Genomic DNA, 16,906 nt, shown 5'->3' with positions numbered 1-16,906 from the left:
TAGGGCCCGTTAACGAAACCGCTCACCAACCGGAGGACCCCGTTGTCCCGCTTTGCGCTCGTCAAAGCAGTGCTCGGACCGATCTTGCGTCTGATGTTCCGGCCACGGGTGGAGGGCGCCGAGAACATCCCGGGGACCGGTCCGGTGATCCTCGCCGGAAACCATCTGACCTTCATCGACTCGATGATCCTGCCGCTCGTCTGCGGCAGCCGTCAGGTCTTCTTCATCGGCAAGGACGAGTACGTCACCGGCAAGGGGATCAAGGGCCGGCTGATGGCCTGGTTCTTCACCGGCTGCGGCATGATCCCGGTGGACCGGGACGGCGGGCACGGCGGTGTCGCGGCGCTGATGACCGGCCGCCGGGTGCTGGAGGACGGTCAGATGTTCGGCATCTACCCCGAGGGCACGCGCTCCCCCGACGGCCGGCTGTACCGGGGCCGTACGGGCATCGCGCGGCTCACCCTGATGACGGGCGCGCCCGTGGTGCCCTTCGCGATGATCGGCACGGACAAGATCCAGCCGAACGGGGCGGGCATGCCGAGGCCGAGCAGGGTGACGGTCCGCTTCGGCGCGCCGATGGAGTTCTCGCGGTACGACGGGATGGACCGCGACCGCTATGTGCTGCGGGCGGTGACCGACTCCGTGATGACGGAGGTCATGCGGCTCGGCGGGCAGGAGTACGTGGACATGTACGCCACCAAGGCGAAGGCCGCCTGACGCCTTCCGTCGCATGCTCGGGCGCGCGGTCAGCCGGACGGCCCTTCGTCCGGCGGGCCGTCGGGCGGTGACCCGCCCGGCCTGGTCTGCTCCCCACTCGTCTCCCCCGCGGCCGGAAGCCACAGCACGAAGGTGCTGCCCACTCCTCTGCGAGAGGTCAGCCTGACCTGTCCGGCGTGCGATTCGACTATCTGACGGACGATCGCGAGTCCCAGGCCCGCGTGCCTGTCACGGCCCGTGCCACCGCCGTTCCCCGCGCGCCAGAAGCGGTCGAAGACGCGGCCCTGGTCGTCGGCGTCGATGCCCGGCCCGGAGTCCTTCACCGAGACCCACAGCCATCTGTCGCGCCGCCCCGTCGAGACCACGATGCGGGTGCCGGCCGGGGAGAGCCGTACCGCGTTGGACAGCAGATTGCCGACGGCCCTGCGCAGCGCGTCGTGGTCCCCGATCGTGGTGTCGCCCCGGGTCAGCCTGCGGTCGAAGGCGAGTCCCCGTTCGGCGGCCAGGACCGCGAACTCCTCGCAGGCCTCGTCGGCGACCACCGCGAGGTCGACGTCCGTGTCGGCCAGTGCCGGTGCGCTGCGGCGGGCGGTGGCCAGCAGGTCCTCGACCAGACGGGTCATCCGGGTGGTCGCCCGGTCGACGATCCTGACCGCCTCGCGCCGTTCCTGTTCGTCGGACTCCTCGGCGGTCAGTACGGCGTCGAGATTCGCCCGGATGATGGTGAGCGGGCTGCGCAGTTCGTGCGACGCGTCGTCGATGAGCTGGCGCTGGGCGCGGAAGCCGTCGTCCAGCCGGTCGAGCATGGAGTCGACGGTGTCGCCGAGTTCGCGCAGTTCGTCGCGCGGTCCGGTCAGCCGGATGCGCTGGGAGAGGTCGGTGGCCTGGATCTCGGCCGCCGTACGGGAGATGGCCCGGACGGGGCGCAGGGCGCGGCCGGAGAGCACCCAGCCGATGCCGAAGCTGGCGACGGCGATGCCGCCGAGGAGGAGGAAGGAGAATCGGCGGAGGTTGTGCAGCGTCTGGTAGTTGACCGCCGCTTCCACGTCGCGGACCTTCACGACGTCGAAGTCGCCCACGTACTGGCCGCCGACGTACTTCTCCGCCGTGTACTCGTTGGTGACGGGGTGCGCGTCCCCGCTCTTCTCCACGACGACGTAGACGCCGCCGAGCACCAGCGCCGTGAGCACGAAGAGCAGTGCGGAGTACATCACGGTGAGCCGGAAGCGGACGGTGTGGACGAAGGCGGGCAGTGGGACACGGGCCCGCGCGCCGCCGAGCCTTCCGAAGCGCCCGGAGCCGCGGGTCATGGGGCGTCCATGAGCCGGTAGCCCTGGCGTATGACGGTCTCGATGAGCGGTGTGTCCTCGCCGGTGACCTTTCTGCGGAGCGAACCGACCGTGACGCGCACGGTGTTGGTGAACGGGTCGGCGTGTTCGTCCCAGACGTGTTCGAGCAGCTCCTCGGCGGGGACCACCCGGCCGGGACGGGTCATCAGATAGTGCAGGACGCTGAACTCCTTGGACGTCAGCCGGAGCGGGCGCTCGCCCCGGAACGCCTCGAACCTGGCGGTGTCCAGGCGCAGTTCGCCGACCGTGACGACCGAGGTGCCGCTGTCCTCGCGGCGCAGCAGGGCTCTGATACGGGCCAGCAGCTCGGGCAGGGCGAAGGGTTTGACCAGGTAGTCGTCGGCGCCCTCGTCCAGGCCCCGTACGCGGTCGGCGAGCCGGTCGCGTGCGGTGAGCATGAGGATGCGGGGGCCGCCGGGCACGGCTCTGATGGTGCGGCAGACGGAGAACCCGTCGCCGTCGGGGAGCATCAGGTCGAGCAGGACGAGGTCGTACTCGTTGACGGACAGCTTCTCCAGTGCGGAGTCGACGTCGCCGGCCCAGTCGACCGCGTAACCGGCGCGGACGAGACCGACCCGGAGCGCGGCGACCAGGTCGGCCTCGTCCTCGACCGCGAGGATTCTCATGATGCGAACCTAACCTCCGTACGGCGGCGGCCGGGAGTGCCGCTGAGCGCTGCCTGGCCGGACCTAGGGCGTGTTTGAGAAGTCCCGTCTGGCCCACGACGCCTGGCACGCGCGCTCGCTGCGTTGTCGGAGTCATCCACGTACGTCCGGTCCATCTACGGGGATGATCCTCCGCCTTGCGATCGCACGCACCAGACGCCGTGGGCCCCGCCCGATGGGCGGACGACGCCACTTCTCAAACACGCCCTAGTCACCGTCGATGATGGACTCCGCCGCCCGGAGCGCCTCGTCCACCGGGATCGCGAAGCCGATGCCGATGGAGCCGCCCCCGCCGCCGCGGTCGAGCGTCGCGATGGCGGTGTTGATGCCGATCACCCGGCCCCGGTCGTCCACGAGCGGGCCGCCGGAGTTGCCCGGGTTGATCGAGGCGTCGGTCTGGAGGGCGGTCCGGCCGCCGCCTCCGCTGCCGAGGCTGACCTCCCGGTCGAGCGCGCTGACGATCCCGGCGGTGACGGTGCCCGAAAGCCCGAGCGGGGAGCCGATGGCGAGGACCGCGTCGCCCACGGCCGGTCCGGTGCCGGTGGCGACCTGGGCGGGCCGCAGACCGCCGGTCGTTTCCGTCTGGAGGACGGCGATGTCGTGCGCGGGATCCCTGCCGAGTACGTCGGCGGAGAGTCTGCGGCCGTTGTCGAGGACCACGGAGACCTCCGAACTGCCCGCGACCACATGGGCGTTGGTGAGAATGCGGCCCTGCGTGTCCAGTACGAAGCCGGACCCGCCCGAGCCGCCCGCGCCGACCGACACGACGCTGGGCAGGACGCGGGCGGCGACGCCTTCGAGCCCCGCCGGTGCGCCACCCGCGGCTTCGGCGGCGGGCGGCGGGGCGTTGTCGGCTCCGGACGACCCGCTCGCGTAACCCGCGACGGCCCCGGCGGCGGTTCCGGTGAGGAGCGCGGCGAGGACGGCGGCGAGGACGGGGCGTGGGCGGGCGGAGGTTCGCGGGATGCCGGCCGGGGTGGCGTACGGCGCGGGCGTGTCGGCGTACGGGAGTTGGGCCCCCGCCTGCCGCGGGGGCGGCGGACGCCCGGGGACGAAGGACGGGCCGCGTGGTTCGCCAAGACCGTGAACTCGGTTGTCGGACATGGTCGTTCGTCCTTCCTAGGGAAGCCGGGAGAACCAGAGGAGTGAGGTGGCGGCGGTCGCGAGTGCCGTGAGCAGTCCCGCGGCGACGAACCACTGCCAGATCTCGCGCTCCTCGGTGCGGTGTCCGACGGAGCTGCCGATGTCCTCGTAGACCTGCTGGAGTTCCTCTCCGGACGCGGCCTCGTGGTAGTCGCCCCCGGTGTCGGCGGCGAGCCCTTCCAGGGCGGGGCCGTCCGCGGGGACCTCCAGGGTGGTGCCGTTCGGCATCTCCACGACGCCGTCCTCCGTGCCGTACGCGATGGTCGACACCGGGATGGCGTCTCCGGCCACCTCTCGCGCGGCCTCCGCGACCGAGCGGCCCGCGGTGTTGGTGCCGTCGGAGAGGAGCACGATGTGGGCCGGCGGCGGGTCCTGTTCCGCCCGCTCGTCCAGGTCCCTGACCGCGTCACGTGCCGCGACGACGGCCTCCCCGATCGCCGTGCCCTCGCCGGTGGTCAGTCCGCTGATGGCGGAGCGCAGCACGTCACGGTCGGTGGTCGGCGCTACGGCGACGGTGGCGGAGCCGCTGAAGGGGACGAGGCCGGCGTTGAAGCGTGCGGGGAGCCGGTCGACGAAGTCGAGGGCGGCGCGCTGCGCGGCGGTGAAGCGGCTGGGGCTGACGTCGGTGGCTTCCATGGAGGCCGAGATGTCGAACGCGACGACGACGGTGGCCCGTTCGCGCGGCACCTGTACGTCGGTGGTGGGCCGGGCGAAGCCGACGACGAGCAGGGCCAGGGTGGCGCAGAAGGCGGCGGCGGGAATGTGCCTGCGCCGTCCCGGCTGCTCGGGCGCGACCTTGTCCAGCAGGTCGAGGTTGGTGAAGCGCACGGCGTAACGCCCGCGTCTGCGCTGTACGACGGCGTAGAGGGCGACCAGACCCGCGAGGGGGACGAGCAGGAGCAGCCAGCCGGGCGAGAGCAGCGTCATGTGCCGGCCCTCCCGCCCGGACCGCCCGCCGCGCCGCCGCTGCCGCCGCTGCCGCAGCCCAACGTGCCGCCGCTGCCGCCGCCCAACGTGCCGCCGGTGGCGCGGCGTTGGGCCTCGACGTGCCGTACGACGTCCCTGACCCAGTCGCGGTCGGTGCGCAGCCGCAGATGCGCGGCGCCGGAGCGGCGGATCGACTTGCTGATCAGGGTGCGCTGTTCCTGGGCGGCCTCGGCGTACCGTGCGCGCAACTTCCTTGAGTGGGTGGGTACTTCGCGGCTTCGCCCGGTCTCGGGATCGACGAGGGTCAGCATCCCGACGTCGGGCAGCTCCAGTTCCCGGGGGTCGGTGATCTCCACGGCGAGTACTTGGTGGCGGTGGGCGAGCACGCGCAGCGGGCGTTCCCAGCCGGTCTCCAGGAAGTCGGACACGACGGCGACCAGACCGCGCGGCGGCTGGAGGGTGTGCAGGGCGCGCAGCGCCGTGTCGAGGGTGTGCCCGTGGAGTTGCCCGGGAACGGCGGGCTCGCGCGGGCGCTCCAGGACGGCCCGCAGGAGGGCGAGCAGCTGGCGGCGTCCGCCGCGTGGCGGGATGCGCCGGATTCCGCCGGGGCCGGTGATCTGGGCGCCGACGCGGTTGCCGGTCCGTTCGGTGAGGAAGGCGACGGCCGCGGCGGCGCCGACGGCGAGGTCGCGCTTCTCCATCCGCGCGGTGCCGAAGTCCATGCTGGCGGTCGCGTCGAGCACGATCCAGGTGGTGAGTTCGCGGTCGGCCAGGGTGAGGCGGACATGGGGACGGGTGGTGCGGGCGGTGGCGTTCCAGTCCATCCGGCGGACGTCGTCGACGCCCGGCTCGTAGAGACGGGTCTCGGCGGGTTCACTGCCGGGGCCGCCGTGGCGGCCGGGGTGGTCGCCCTGGAGGAGCCCGTCGGGGCGCCGGGTGAAGAGGAGTTCGAGATGGCGCAGGGCCTGTTCGGGGGTGAGTTCGCGGAGTGTGGGACCGGTCATGCCGCGTCCTCGCGGTGCTCGGTCCAGGAGTCTCCGGCCGGGGCGTCAACGGGCGTCTCGCCCGCCACCGGGTCCTGGCGGGGAGTGATCCGGGGCTGGTCGACGACCGCGAGGACCTCGTCGACGATCTCGGCGGCGGTGACACCGTCGGCGAGCGCGTCGAAGGAGAGCACCAGGCGATGCGCGAGGACCTCGTGCGCCAGGTCCCGGACGTCCTGCGGCAGTACGTAGCGCCGGCCGCGCAGCAGGGCGGTGGCGCGGGCCGCCGCGACGAGGCCGAGCGTGGCGCGCGGGCCCGCGCCGTGCGCCAGCCGGCCGTCGGCGTGGGCGCGTTCGCGGGTGGCGCAGACGAGCCGTACCGCGTACTCGGCCACGGCGTGGTGGACGAACACGTTGTCGGCGGCCCGCTGGAGGCCGATGACCAGGTCGGGGGTGAGGACGGGCCGGGGCTTCGGCGGGTCGACGCTCATCCGGTAGAGGATCGCCAGTTCCTCGGACTCGGAGGGGGTGGCGATGTCGACCTTGAGCAGGAAACGGTCGCGCTGGGCCTCGGGGAGCTGGTACACGCCCTCGGACTCGATGGGGTTCTGGGTGGCGAGCACGAGGAAGGGCCGGGGCACCTCGATGGTGGTGCCGCCGATGGAGACCTGGTGTTCGGCCATGACTTCGAGGAGGGCGGACTGGACCTTGGCGGGGGCCCGGTTGATCTCGTCGGCGAGGACGAAGTTGGCGACGACGGGGCCGGGTTCGACCGTGAACGTCTCGGTCGACTGCCGGTAGATCCGGGTGCCGGTGATGTCGGACGGCACCAGGTCGGGGGTGAACTGGAGCCGGGTGAACTCTCCTCCCACCACCCGGGCCAGGGTCTTGGCCGCGAGCGTCTTGGCGACGCCGGGCACGCCTTGGAGGAGGCAGTGCCCACGGGCCAGTACGGCGGTGAACATCCGTTCCACCATGCGGTCCTGGCCGACGATGACCCGCTTGACCTCGAACAGCGCCTCTTCGAGTAGCTTCTCCTCGTCGGTGTGGGCGTCGGTGTGGACGTCGGTCACAGCGCGTCCGCGGGATTGGCCGTGTCCCCCGCCTCGGCGGGCGCCGGCGGAGCCTGCTTCTCCGGGCAGTCGTCCTTGTCCGCGACGGCGGCGCCGGGAGCTTCCTCGTCGACGACGAGCCGCACCTCGTCGGGCGGCGTGCTGCCGCCGTCGGCGAGGGCGGCGCCGCCGACGGCGGTGATACCCGCCGCGGCCAGAACAGTGATCGCGGCGAGGGCGGTGCTGCGCGTACGACGTGTCATGGTCTTCTCGCTCCTTGGGGCTGGGAAGCCGGTGTCGGAGGACAGACCATCAGGCGAAGGCGAAAACGGACCTAAAGCGGGGGACGCTCGCTGGTCAGGGCCGGTGCGGGAGGGCCGGCGGTGCGGCGGGTGTCTCGGTGTGGTCCGCCAGCTTCTGGCCGCGCAGCAGGAACCACGCCGCCACCGAGGCCGCGAGCAGGACCGCCGCCCCGGCGCCCGCCGCGATGCTCAGGCCGTCGACGAACGCATCCCGGGCCGCCGCGAGCAGTTCCGCCGCCTGGTGGGCGGGGACGGTGCCCGCCGCCTCGACCGCGCCGCCCAGGGACTCGTGCGCGGCGTCGGCAGTCCCGGCCGGTACGTCCCGCGGGGTGGGGAAGCCCCGGTAGACGCCCGTGACGATCGAGCCGAGGAGCGCGATGCCGAGGGCGGCGCCCAGTTCGTACGCGGTCTCGGACACCGCCGATGCCGCGCCGGCCTGTTCCTTGGGGACGCTGGAGAGGATCACGTCGGCCGTGACCGTGAAGGAGAATCCCGCGCCGACGCCGACCACGAGCAGCACGGCGCCGAGCATCGGATAGCCGGTGTGCTCGGTCAGTGCGACGAGGGCCGCGGTCGCCAGGCCCACACTGGCCAGGCCGCCGGCGACCACCAGCCGTACGGAGAACCGCCGGGCGGCCCGGCCCGCGAGCAGACCCGCCGTCACGGCGCCGACGGCGGCGGGCAGTTCGGCCAGGCCCGCCTCCAACGGCCCCCGTCCCTGGACGAGTTGCAGATACTGCGAGAGGAAGAAGACCAGCCCCGACAGACCGAAGATCGTCAGCAGGTCGGCCAGGACGGCGCCGGAGAAACCGCGGTTCCTGAACAGCCGCATGTCGAGCAGCGGGTGACGGATCCTCAGCTGTCTGCGGACGAAGCCGGTGAGCGCCACCACGCCGATCACCGCCGCCGCCGCGATGTCCCAGCGCAGCCCGTACGCCGCCGCTTCCTTGATGGCGTACACGATCCCGACGATCCCGACGAGCGACAGCACGACGCTCGCCACGTCCCAGGGACCGGGCGCGGGGTTCTTCGACTCCGGGAGAAGTCTCACGCCGACGACGACGAGGACCGCCATGACGGGCAGGTTGATCAGGAAGACCGAGCCCCACCAGAAGTGCTCCAGCAGGAATCCGCCGACAACCGGGCCCACAGCCGCGCCCGCCGACGCCGCGGCGCCCCAGATACCGATGGCGAGGCTGCGTTCCCTGGGGTCGTGGAAGATGTTGCGGATCAGGGCGAGCGTGGCGGGCATCAGCGTGGCACCGGCGACACCCAGCAGCGCCCGCGCGACGATCATCATCTCGGGGCTGGTCGCGTAGGCGTTGATCACGGAGACGGCGCCGAAGGCCACCGCGCCCGTCAGCAGCAGCTTCTTCCGCCCGATCCGGTCGCCGAGGCTGCCCATGGAGACGAGCAGGCCGGCGATGACGAACGAGTAGATGTCGCCGATCCAGAGCAGTTGGGTGCCGGACGGCTCGAGGTCCTCGCTCAGGAACGGTGTGGCCAGGCCGAGCACCGTGGCGTCGACCGCCACCAGCAGCACGGCCAGGACGAGTACGGACAGGGCGAGCCAGCGCCCCGGGCGGTGCGTCACATCCGTAAGCTCCGTCGCCCTCGCCTTCCCCGTCGCCACCTTCGCCGTCCGGTCGGTGCCGGTCATCACTCCACGCTCCGTCGTGCTCCGCCGAGCAGCAGCTCGGCGATCATGTACTGGAAGTCCTTCGCGGCGACCCGGCCGTCCTGGATGGCCCACGCGGCGGTGCCGACAAGGCTGTAGAACGCCTCGGTGAGCCAGGCGGGTGGCAGGTCGATCCGGAACTCGCCCCCTTCCTGTCCGCGCCGGAAGAGCGCCGAGACCCGGGCGTCGAGCCGGTCCCAGCCCTCGTTCACGTCGTCCTCGAAGAGCTGGTTCTCGGTGACCAGGAAGGCCAGGAGCCCGGCGGCGGGCTCGACCTCGGCGATGAGCCTGCGGAGCGCGTCGCTCGCGGTTCCCTCGTCCGTCCGCGCCGCGTCGAGCGCCGCTTCGCACTCCCGGATGCCCAGCTCCTCCAGCGCCTTGACCAGGGCGTCACGCCCCGCGAAGTGCCGGTGCAGGGTGGCCCGGCCGATGCCGGAGGCCCGCGCGACCTCGTCCATGGTGGCGGTGGCCTTGCGGGTGAGGAGGGCGGCGGCGGTACGCAGCACCTGGTCACGATCGACTGTCATGAGACAACCATAACCCAAATGAGACACCGACGTCTCATCGATCACGGGTCACTGTCGAGTGGGGCCCCGCCACGGGATATCTTGATGTCGAGCAATGTTGCAGACGTGGAGCGGAGCACCCGGTGACAGACTCGACCATCATTTACACGCACACCGACGAGGCCCCGGCCTTGGCCACCTACTCATTCCTGCCTGTGGTCGAGGCCTATGCCTCGACGGCCGGGGTCACGGTCGAGCGCCGTGACATCTCCCTGGCGGGCCGGATCATCGCCGGTTTCACCGACCGTCTCGAACCGGGACAGCGGATCGACGACGCACTCGCCGAGCTCGGCGCCCTGGCCAAGACCCCCGCGGCCAACATCATCAAGCTGCCGAACATCTCGGCCTCGATCCCGCAGCTGAAGGCCGCGATCGCCGAGCTCCAGCAGCAGGGTTACGCGCTCCCCGACTACCCGGACGACCCGAAGTCCGACGAGGACAGGGACGTACGGGCGCGCTACGACAAGGTCAAGGGCAGCGCCGTGAACCCGGTGCTGCGCGAGGGCAACTCGGACCGCCGCGCCCCCGCGTCGGTGAAGAACTACGCCAAGGCGCACCCGCACCGGATGGGCGCCTGGACGGCCGATTCGAAGACGAACGTCGCGCACATGGACGCCGACGACTTCCGCTCCACCGAGAAGTCCGCCGTGATCGCGGAGGACGGCTCGCTGCGCATCGAGCTGGTGGGCGACGACGGGAACACCACCGTCCTGCGTGAGTCGGTGCCCGTGCTGGCCGGCGAGGTCGTGGACGTGTCCGCGATGCGCGTCGCCGCGCTGCGTGAGTTCCTGACGGCGCAGATCGCCCGCGCCAAGGCCGAGGACGTGCTCTTCTCGGTGCACCTCAAGGCCACGATGATGAAGGTCTCCGACCCGATCATCTTCGGTCACACGGTGCGTGCCTTCTTCCCCAAGACGTTCGCCGAGCACGGTCACGCGCTCGCCGAGGCCGGTCTGAGCCCGAACGACGGTCTCGGCGGCATCCTCAAGGGTCTTCAGTCGCTGCCCGGCGGATCGAAGATCGCCGACTCCTTCGCCGCCGAGCTGGCCGAAGGCCCGGCGCTCGCGATGGTCGACTCCGACAAGGGCATCACCAACCTGCACGTCCCGAGCGATGTCATCGTCGACGCCTCGATGCCTGCCATGATCCGCACCTCGGGCCATATGTGGGGCCCGGACGGCGCCGAGGCCGACACGCTCGCCGTCATCCCGGACAGCAGCTACGCGGGCATCTACCAGGTCGTCATCGACGACTGCCGCGCCAACGGCGCCTACGACCCGTCGACCATGGGCTCGGTGCCCAACGTCGGTCTGATGGCGCAGGCGGCCGAGGAGTACGGCAGCCACGACAAGACCTTCGAGATCCCGGCCACCGGCACGGTGCGCGTCGTGGACACGGCGGGCAACGCCGTACTGGAGCAGACGGTCAGCGCGGGCGACGTCTTCCGGATGTGCCAGACCAAGGACGTGCCGATCCAGGACTGGGTCAAGCTCGCCGTCGGCCGCGCCCGCGCCACCGGCGACCCGGCCGTGTTCTGGCTGGACGAGGGCCGCGCGCACGACGCCAACCTGATCGCCAAGGTCAACGCGTACCTGCCCGAGCACGACACCGATGGCCTGCGCATCGAGATCATGAACCCCGTGGACGCGATCGCGTTCTCGCTGGAGCGCATCCGGCGCGGCGAGGACACCATCTCGGTCACCGGCAACGTCCTGCGTGACTATCTGACCGACCTCTTCCCGATCCTGGAGCTCGGTACGAGCGCCAAGATGCTCTCGGTCGTGCCGCTCATCAACGGCGGCGGGCTCTTCGAGACGGGCGCGGGCGGCTCGGCGCCGAAGCACGTACAGCAGCTCGTCAAGGAGGACTACCTGCGCTGGGACAGCCTGGGCGAGTTCCTCGCGCTGGCCGTCAGCTTCGAGCACCTCGCGACCACCACCGGCAACGCGCGCGCCCAGGTGCTGGCCGACACGCTCGACCGCGCCACCGGCTCGTTCCTGAGCGAGAACAAGTCGCCCAGCCGCAAGGTCGGCGGGATCGACAACCGCGGCAGCCACTTCTACCTGGCGCTCTACTGGGCGCGGGAGCTGGCCGGGCAGACCGAGGACGCGCGGCTCGCCTCCGCGTTCGAGGCTCTCGCCAAGACGCTGACCGAGCAGGAGGAGACGATCGTCGGCGAACTCCTCGCCGTGCAGGGGGCGCCCGCCGACATCGGCGGCTACTACCAGCCGGACCCGGCCAAGGCCGAGGCCGTGATGCGGCCGTCGAAGACGTTCAACCAGGCGATCTCGACGCTGGGTTGATCCCGGGCACACGAAATCGCCGGGCGGGCCGCAGCAGCGGCCCGCCCGGCGACGGTCTGCCGGCTACTTCTTGGCCGTCGCCCACGCGTGCTGGAGCGCCAGGTCCGTCTTCACCTCGGCGAGCTGGACCGCGACCGCCGAAGGCGCCGTACCGCCGCGCCCGTCCCGCGACGCCAGCGCGCCGGTGACATTGAGGACCGTACGGACCTCCGGCGTCAGATGCTCCGAGATCCCGGCGAACTGCTCGTCGGTCAGCTCATCGAGCTCGATCCCCTGCCGCTCGCACACCTTGACGCACTCCCCCGCGACCTCGTGCGCGACGCGGAACGGCACGCCCTGCCGGACCAGCCACTCCGCGATGTCCGTGGCGAGCGAGAACCCGGCCGGGGCCAGCTCCGCCATCCGCTCCCGGTTGACCGTGAGCGTCGCCATCATCCCGGTGAACGCGGGGAGCAGGACCTCCAGTTGGTCGCAGGAGTCGAAGACCGGCTCCTTGTCCTCCTGGAGATCGCGGTTGTACGCGAGCGGCAGCGCCTTCAGCGTGGCCATCAGCCCGGTCAGATTGCCGATGAGCCGGCCCGACTTGCCGCGCGCCAGCTCGGCGATGTCCGGGTTCTTCTTCTGCGGCATGATCGACGAGCCGGTGGAGAACGCGTCGTGCAGGGTGACGAAGGAGAACTCCTTCGTGTTCCAGATGATGACCTCTTCGGCGATACGCGAGAGATTCACGCCGATCATCGCGGTGATGAAGGCGAACTCGGCGACGAAGTCCCGCGAGGCCGTCCCGTCGATGGAGTTGGCGGCCGAGCCGTGCTCGAAGCCGAGATCCGCCGCGACCGCCTCCGGGTCGAGCCCCAGCGACGACCCGGCCAGCGCGCCGGAGCCGTACGGGGAGACCGCCGTCCGTTCGTCCCACTGCCGCAGCCGCTCCGCGTCTCGCGAGAGGGACTGCACATGTGCCAGCACATGGTGGGCGAAGAGCACCGGCTGGGCGTGCTGGAGATGCGTACGGCCCGGCATGGCCACGTCCGGGTGCGCCTCGGCGAGACCCACGAGCGCGTCCTGGAGCTCGGCGACCAGTCCGCCGATGATCCGGGCGTGGTCGCGCAGATACATCTTGAAGAGGGTGGCGACCTGGTCGTTGCGGGACCGGCCGGCGCGCAGCTTGCCGCCGAGGTCCGGGCCGAGCTGTTCGAGGAGACCACGTTCGAGGGCGGTGTGGACGTCCTCGTCGGCGATGGTCCCGGTGAACGAGCCGTCGGCGACGGCCGCCTCCAGCCGGTCGAGCCCGACGAGCATCCGGTCCAGTTCCTCCTCGTCGAGGAGGCCGGCCTTGCTGAGCACGCGCGCGTGCGCGCGGGAGCCCGCGATGTCGTACGGCGCCAGGCGCCAGTCGAAGTGCACGGACGCCGACAGCTTGGCCAGGGCCTCGGCGGGGCCGTCGGCGAAACGGCCGCCCCAGAGCCGGACGTCACCGGTGTTGCTGCTCACTGCGGGGGTGCTCCTTGGGGGTGCGGTCGTCGATCGCCGGACGGGCTCGGTCGGATCAGGCCAGGTCGCGCTTCGCGGCGATCTTCGCCGAGAGACCGAACAGCTCGATGAAGCCCTGCGCCTTGGACTGGTCGAAGGTGTCGCCCGAGTCGTACGTGGCCAGGTTGAAGTCGTACAGCGACTCCTCGGAGCGCCGGCCGGTGACGACGGCCCGGCCGCCGTGCAGGGTCATCCGGATGTCGCCGGTGACGTGCTGGTTGGCCTCGTTGATGAAGCCGTCCAGGGCCCGCTTCAGCGGGGAGAACCACAGGCCGTCGTAGACCATCTCGCCCCACCGCTGCTCGACCTGCCGCTTGTAGCGGGCCAGTTCGCGCTCGACGGTGACGTTCTCCAGCTCCTGGTGGGCGGTGATCAGCGCGATCGCGCCCGGCGCCTCGTACACCTCACGGGACTTGATGCCCACGAGCCGGTCCTCGACCATGTCGATCCGGCCGATGCCCTGGCCGCCCGCCCGCTCGTTGAGCTGCTGGATCGCCTGGAGGACCGAGACGGGCTTGCCGTCGATGGCGACCGGGACGCCCTCCTTGAAGGAGATGACGACCTCGTCGGCCTCGCGGGGCTCCGCCGGGTTGGAGGTGTACTCGTAGATGTCCTCGATCGGGGCGTTCCAGATGTCCTCCAGGAAGCCCGTCTCGACGGCCCGTCCGAAGACGTTCTGGTCGATGGAGTACGGGGACTTCTTGGTGGTCGCGATCGGGAGGCTCTTCTCCTCGCTGAAGGCGATCGCCTTGTCGCGGGTCATCGCGTAGTCGCGGACCGGGGCGATGCACTTCAGCCCGGGGGCGAGGGCGACGATGCCGGCCTCGAAACGGACCTGGTCGTTGCCCTTGCCGGTGCAGCCGTGGGCGACGGTGTCGGCGCCGTGCTTCTTGGCGGCGGCCACGAGGTGCTTGACGATCGTCGGCCGGGAGAGCGCCGAGACCAGCGGGTAGCGGTCCATGTAGAGCGCGTTGGCCTTGATCGCCGGGAGGCAGTACTCCTCGGCGAACTCGTCCTTGGCGTCCGCGACCTCGGCCTCGACCGCACCGCAGGCGAGCGCGCGCTTGCGGATGACGTCGAGGTCCTCGCCGCCCTGACCGACATCCACGGCGACGGCGATGACCTCGGCGCCCGTCTCCTCGGCGATCCAGCCGATGGCGACGGAGGTGTCCAGGCCTCCCGAGTAGGCGAGTACGACGCGCTCGGTCACGGGTTTCTCCTTACGGTGCATACGCTGATGGGTATAACTATGCAGTCCTCCGTATGTTTTGTCAAAGCAGTCCCTGAGTGGTCCCCCCGGTGCTCTCCGTGACCTCCGCCGCCAGTACCAGGGGGTGGCTGTGGTCCAGGTCCTTGGTGGCGGTGAGCAGGGTGAGGGTGTCGTCGGTGGCCAGTTCCCTGAGCCGTTCCAGGGCGTCGCCCGAGGCAGATCCGGCCGCCGCCAGCTCGGCGCGGTAGCGGTCGGCGAACTCCTCGAACTTCCCCGGGTCGTGCCCGTACCACTTCCGCAGCTCGGCCGAGGGGGCCGCGTCCTTGAGCCAGTCGTCGAACGAGGCCTCGGTCTTGGCGAGCCCGCGCGGCCAGAGCCGGTCGACGAGCACCCGAGTCCCGTCGTCCGGCGCCGGCGGCTCGTAGACCCGTCGGACGCGTACGTCGTGCGTGGACTTCTTCCTCGTCATGCGTCCCGGCCCATCCCGTCCCTCGGTCTCGACGCGCGCGATTGTCGGCGCCGACAATAAATGCCATGGGAAAGCACTACGAACGAATCGACGGCCGCATCCGTACATTCATCGAGGAACAGCCCCTCTTCTTCACCGCAACGGCCCCGCGCGCCGATGACGGTCACGTCAATCTCTCGCCCAAGGGCCGCTCCGGCAGCCTCGTCGTACTGGACGAGTCGACGCTCGCCTATCTCGACTTCGGCGGCAGCGGCGCGGAGACCATCGCCCATCTGCGCGAGAACGGCCGCATCACCCTGATGTGGTGCGCGTTCGACGGACCGCCGAAGATCCTGCGGGTGCACGGGCGGGGGGAACCGGTCTTCCGGGACGATCCGCGCTGGGCCGAGTACATCGGGCACTTCGCGGACGCGGACGGGCCGAGCGCGCGGGCGATCATCCTGGTCGGCGCGGTACGGATCAGCGACTCGTGCGGATTCGCCGTTCCCTTCATGGAGTACCGGGAGGAGCGCACCCAGCACGCGACGCACTTCGCCCGGAAGACGGACGACGAGTTCGCGGAGTACTGCGAGAAGAAGGAGTACGTGGGCGTGAGCCTGGACGGGCTGCCCGCCCTGCCGCTGCCGCTGCCCGCGCGCACGGACGGCGCCGGCGCGGGCTCCCCGCCCCGGACGGACCAAGCCGCGGGATCCTGAGAGGCCGTCACCCGGTCACCGGCGTACGGTCCGAGCATGCGCACCCTTCTCACGCTCGGGTCGGTCCTGCTCGCCGTCGTCGCCACGGTCGCGGCCGGCCCCGTCGCGCCCGCGGGCACCTCCGTGCCGCTCCCCGGGCGGATGGCCGACACCGGCGGCGGCAGCCAGCTGATCACCGCCGAGGCCGCGGACACCGGCGCGACGACGGGGCGCCTCACCTGGTGGGACCGGCGCGGGGACCGCTGGGTGGCGGCGGGGTCGGCGGACGCGCGGTTCGGGGCCGGCGGGCTGGTCAAGGGCACCGAGCGCGTACAGGGCGGATCGACCACGCCGACCGGGCTGTACGGCCTGCCGTACGCCTTCGGCATCCGGCCCGCCCCGGCGGGGACCCGTTTCGCCTACCGCCCGGTGACCGACCGGTCCTGGTGGTGCCAGGACAACGACTCGCGCGCGTACAACCGCTGGGTCGAGGGCCTGCCGGCCGACTGCCGTGCGGCGGAGGCCGAGCATCTGAGCGCGTACGGCGCGCAGTACGCCCGCGCCCTGGTCATCGGCTTCAACTACGACCGGCCCGTGCGCGGCCGGGGCGCCGGGATCTTCCTGCACGTCAACGGCAAGGGCGCGACGGCCGGTTGTGTCTCCGTACCGGCCGGCGCGATGAGCCGCATCCTGGCGTGGGCCGACCCCGGGCTCTCACCGCACATCGCGGTGGGCACGGCGTCCGGCCGTACGGCCATCACGAACTACTGACCCGGCGGCACACCCGCGCGCGGGTTCAGCCGTCCTTCTGGGCAAGCCGCAGCAGATGGTCCGCGAGCGCCTGGCCGCCCGCCGGGTCACGGCTGATCAGCAGCAGCGTGTCGTCGCCCGCGATGGTGCCGAGAATGGGCCGCAGTTCCGCCTGATCGATGGCCGATGCCAGGAACTGGGCGGCGCCCGGCGGCGTACGGAGCACCACCAGGTTGGCGGAGGCCTCGGCGGAGATGAGCAGTTCGCCGGAGAGCCGCCGCATCCGCTCCTCCTTCGCCGACTCGCCGAGCGGGGCGTGCGGGGTGCGGTAGCCGCCCTCGCTGGGGACCGCGTAGATCAGCTCACCACCGGTGTTGCGGATCTTCACGGCGCCCAGCTCGTCCAGGTCGCGCGAGAGCGTCGCCTGGGTGACGTTCAGACCGTCGTCGGCGAGGAGCTTGGCGAGCTGGCTCTGGCTCCGGACCGGCTGCCGGTTGAGGATGTCCACGATCCGGCGGTGGCGCGCGGTGCGGGTCTGCGGGACGGAGGGGCCGTTGTGCTCCGGTGGTGCCTGCGCCTCGGTCATCG

Annotated in this window: 17 protein-coding genes; 4 read left to right on the top strand and 13 right to left on the bottom strand. The window is 71.3% G+C overall.

The genetic code is table 11. The features are described 5' to 3' along the window. The first annotated feature begins 42 nt into the window (after positions 1-42). On the top strand, positions 43-717 hold the full coding sequence (locus OIE74_RS31830; protein WP_329389796.1) for a lysophospholipid acyltransferase family protein: 675 nt from the start codon (positions 43-45) through the stop codon (positions 715-717). A 29-nt stretch (positions 718-746) separates the two neighbouring features. Here OIE74_RS31830 and OIE74_RS31825 read toward each other — a convergent pair whose 3' ends face one another. From OIE74_RS31825 to OIE74_RS31785, 9 genes are all read right to left on the bottom strand, one after another. Continuing rightward, positions 747-2,027 carry a sensor histidine kinase gene (locus tag OIE74_RS31825; RefSeq protein ID WP_329389794.1) on the bottom strand — a complete coding sequence of 427 codons (1,281 nt, stop codon included), beginning with the start codon at positions 2,025-2,027 and terminating at the stop codon, positions 747-749. After that, on the bottom strand, positions 2,024-2,692 hold the full coding sequence (locus tag OIE74_RS31820; protein ID WP_329389791.1) for a response regulator transcription factor: 669 nt from the start codon (positions 2,690-2,692) through the stop codon (positions 2,024-2,026). The genes OIE74_RS31825 and OIE74_RS31820 overlap by 4 nt, the downstream gene beginning before the upstream one ends. Positions 2,693-2,938: 246 nt before the next feature. After that, the gene (locus tag OIE74_RS31815; RefSeq protein WP_329389789.1) at positions 2,939-3,835 is read right to left on the bottom strand and encodes a S1C family serine protease; all 897 of its coding nucleotides are present in this window, start codon (positions 3,833-3,835) and stop codon (positions 2,939-2,941) included. A gap of 15 nt (positions 3,836-3,850) precedes the next feature. After that, complete coding sequence (locus OIE74_RS31810) at positions 3,851-4,801, bottom strand: VWA domain-containing protein (RefSeq protein ID WP_329389787.1); 951 nt, start codon at positions 4,799-4,801, stop codon at positions 3,851-3,853. After that, positions 4,798-5,805, bottom strand: a complete 1,008-nt coding sequence (locus tag OIE74_RS31805; RefSeq protein WP_329389785.1) for a DUF58 domain-containing protein — start codon at positions 5,803-5,805, stop codon at positions 4,798-4,800. The genes OIE74_RS31810 and OIE74_RS31805 overlap by 4 nt, the downstream gene beginning before the upstream one ends. After that, a complete protein-coding gene (locus OIE74_RS31800) occupies positions 5,802-6,857 on the bottom strand; it encodes an AAA family ATPase (RefSeq protein WP_329389783.1) in 1,056 nt (351 codons plus the stop codon). Before OIE74_RS31800 ends, OIE74_RS31805 begins: the two co-directional genes overlap by 4 nt. Beyond that, positions 6,854-7,099 (bottom strand): hypothetical protein, encoded by a 246-nt coding sequence (locus OIE74_RS31795; RefSeq protein WP_329389781.1) that lies wholly within the window; start codon positions 7,097-7,099, stop codon positions 6,854-6,856. The genes OIE74_RS31800 and OIE74_RS31795 overlap by 4 nt, the downstream gene beginning before the upstream one ends. Before the next feature lie 94 nt (positions 7,100-7,193). Next, positions 7,194-8,798 (bottom strand): MFS transporter, encoded by a 1,605-nt coding sequence (locus OIE74_RS31790; protein WP_329389778.1) that lies wholly within the window; start codon positions 8,796-8,798, stop codon positions 7,194-7,196. Next, entirely contained in the window at positions 8,798-9,343 is a 546-nt protein-coding gene (locus OIE74_RS31785) for a TetR/AcrR family transcriptional regulator (RefSeq protein WP_329389776.1), read from the bottom strand. The genes OIE74_RS31790 and OIE74_RS31785 overlap by 1 nt, the downstream gene beginning before the upstream one ends. 122 nt (positions 9,344-9,465) lie before the next feature. Between OIE74_RS31785 and OIE74_RS31780 the strand changes: the two genes are divergently transcribed. Then, the gene (locus OIE74_RS31780; protein ID WP_329389774.1) at positions 9,466-11,685 is read left to right on the top strand and encodes an NADP-dependent isocitrate dehydrogenase; all 2,220 of its coding nucleotides are present in this window, start codon (positions 9,466-9,468) and stop codon (positions 11,683-11,685) included. 63 nt (positions 11,686-11,748) lie between these two features. Here the strand turns inward: OIE74_RS31780 and argH are convergent, their stop codons facing one another. From argH to OIE74_RS31765, 3 genes are all read right to left on the bottom strand, one after another. Further along, complete coding sequence (argH, locus tag OIE74_RS31775; protein WP_329389772.1) at positions 11,749-13,176, bottom strand: argininosuccinate lyase; 1,428 nt, start codon at positions 13,174-13,176, stop codon at positions 11,749-11,751. Positions 13,177-13,231: 55 nt separating this feature from the next. Beyond that, entirely contained in the window at positions 13,232-14,425 is a 1,194-nt protein-coding gene (locus OIE74_RS31770; RefSeq protein WP_329389770.1) for an argininosuccinate synthase, read from the bottom strand. A gap of 61 nt (positions 14,426-14,486) precedes the next feature. Continuing rightward, positions 14,487-14,894, bottom strand: coding sequence for a DUF488 domain-containing protein (locus OIE74_RS31765; protein ID WP_329389767.1), 408 nt, complete (start codon positions 14,892-14,894; stop codon positions 14,487-14,489). A gap of 65 nt (positions 14,895-14,959) precedes the next feature. Between OIE74_RS31765 and OIE74_RS31760 the strand changes: the two genes are divergently transcribed. Next, entirely contained in the window at positions 14,960-15,589 is a 630-nt protein-coding gene (locus OIE74_RS31760; RefSeq protein WP_329389764.1) for a pyridoxamine 5'-phosphate oxidase family protein, read from the top strand. Positions 15,590-15,625: 36 nt separating this feature from the next. Beyond that, the gene (locus tag OIE74_RS31755) at positions 15,626-16,339 is read left to right on the top strand and encodes a L,D-transpeptidase family protein (protein WP_329389762.1); all 714 of its coding nucleotides are present in this window, start codon (positions 15,626-15,628) and stop codon (positions 16,337-16,339) included. A 25-nt stretch (positions 16,340-16,364) separates the two neighbouring features. Here OIE74_RS31755 and OIE74_RS31750 read toward each other — a convergent pair whose 3' ends face one another. Beyond that, a complete protein-coding gene (locus OIE74_RS31750; RefSeq protein ID WP_329389760.1) occupies positions 16,365-16,904 on the bottom strand; it encodes an arginine repressor in 540 nt (179 codons plus the stop codon). Positions 16,905-16,906: the final 2 nt, after the last annotated feature.

It is taken from the genome of Streptomyces sp. NBC_01716 (assembly GCF_036248275.1).
Taxonomy (GTDB): Bacteria; Actinomycetota; Actinomycetes; order Streptomycetales; family Streptomycetaceae; genus Streptomyces.
Note: the sequence above shows the minus strand (reverse complement) of the source record. Positions and strands in the feature narration are given on the sequence as shown.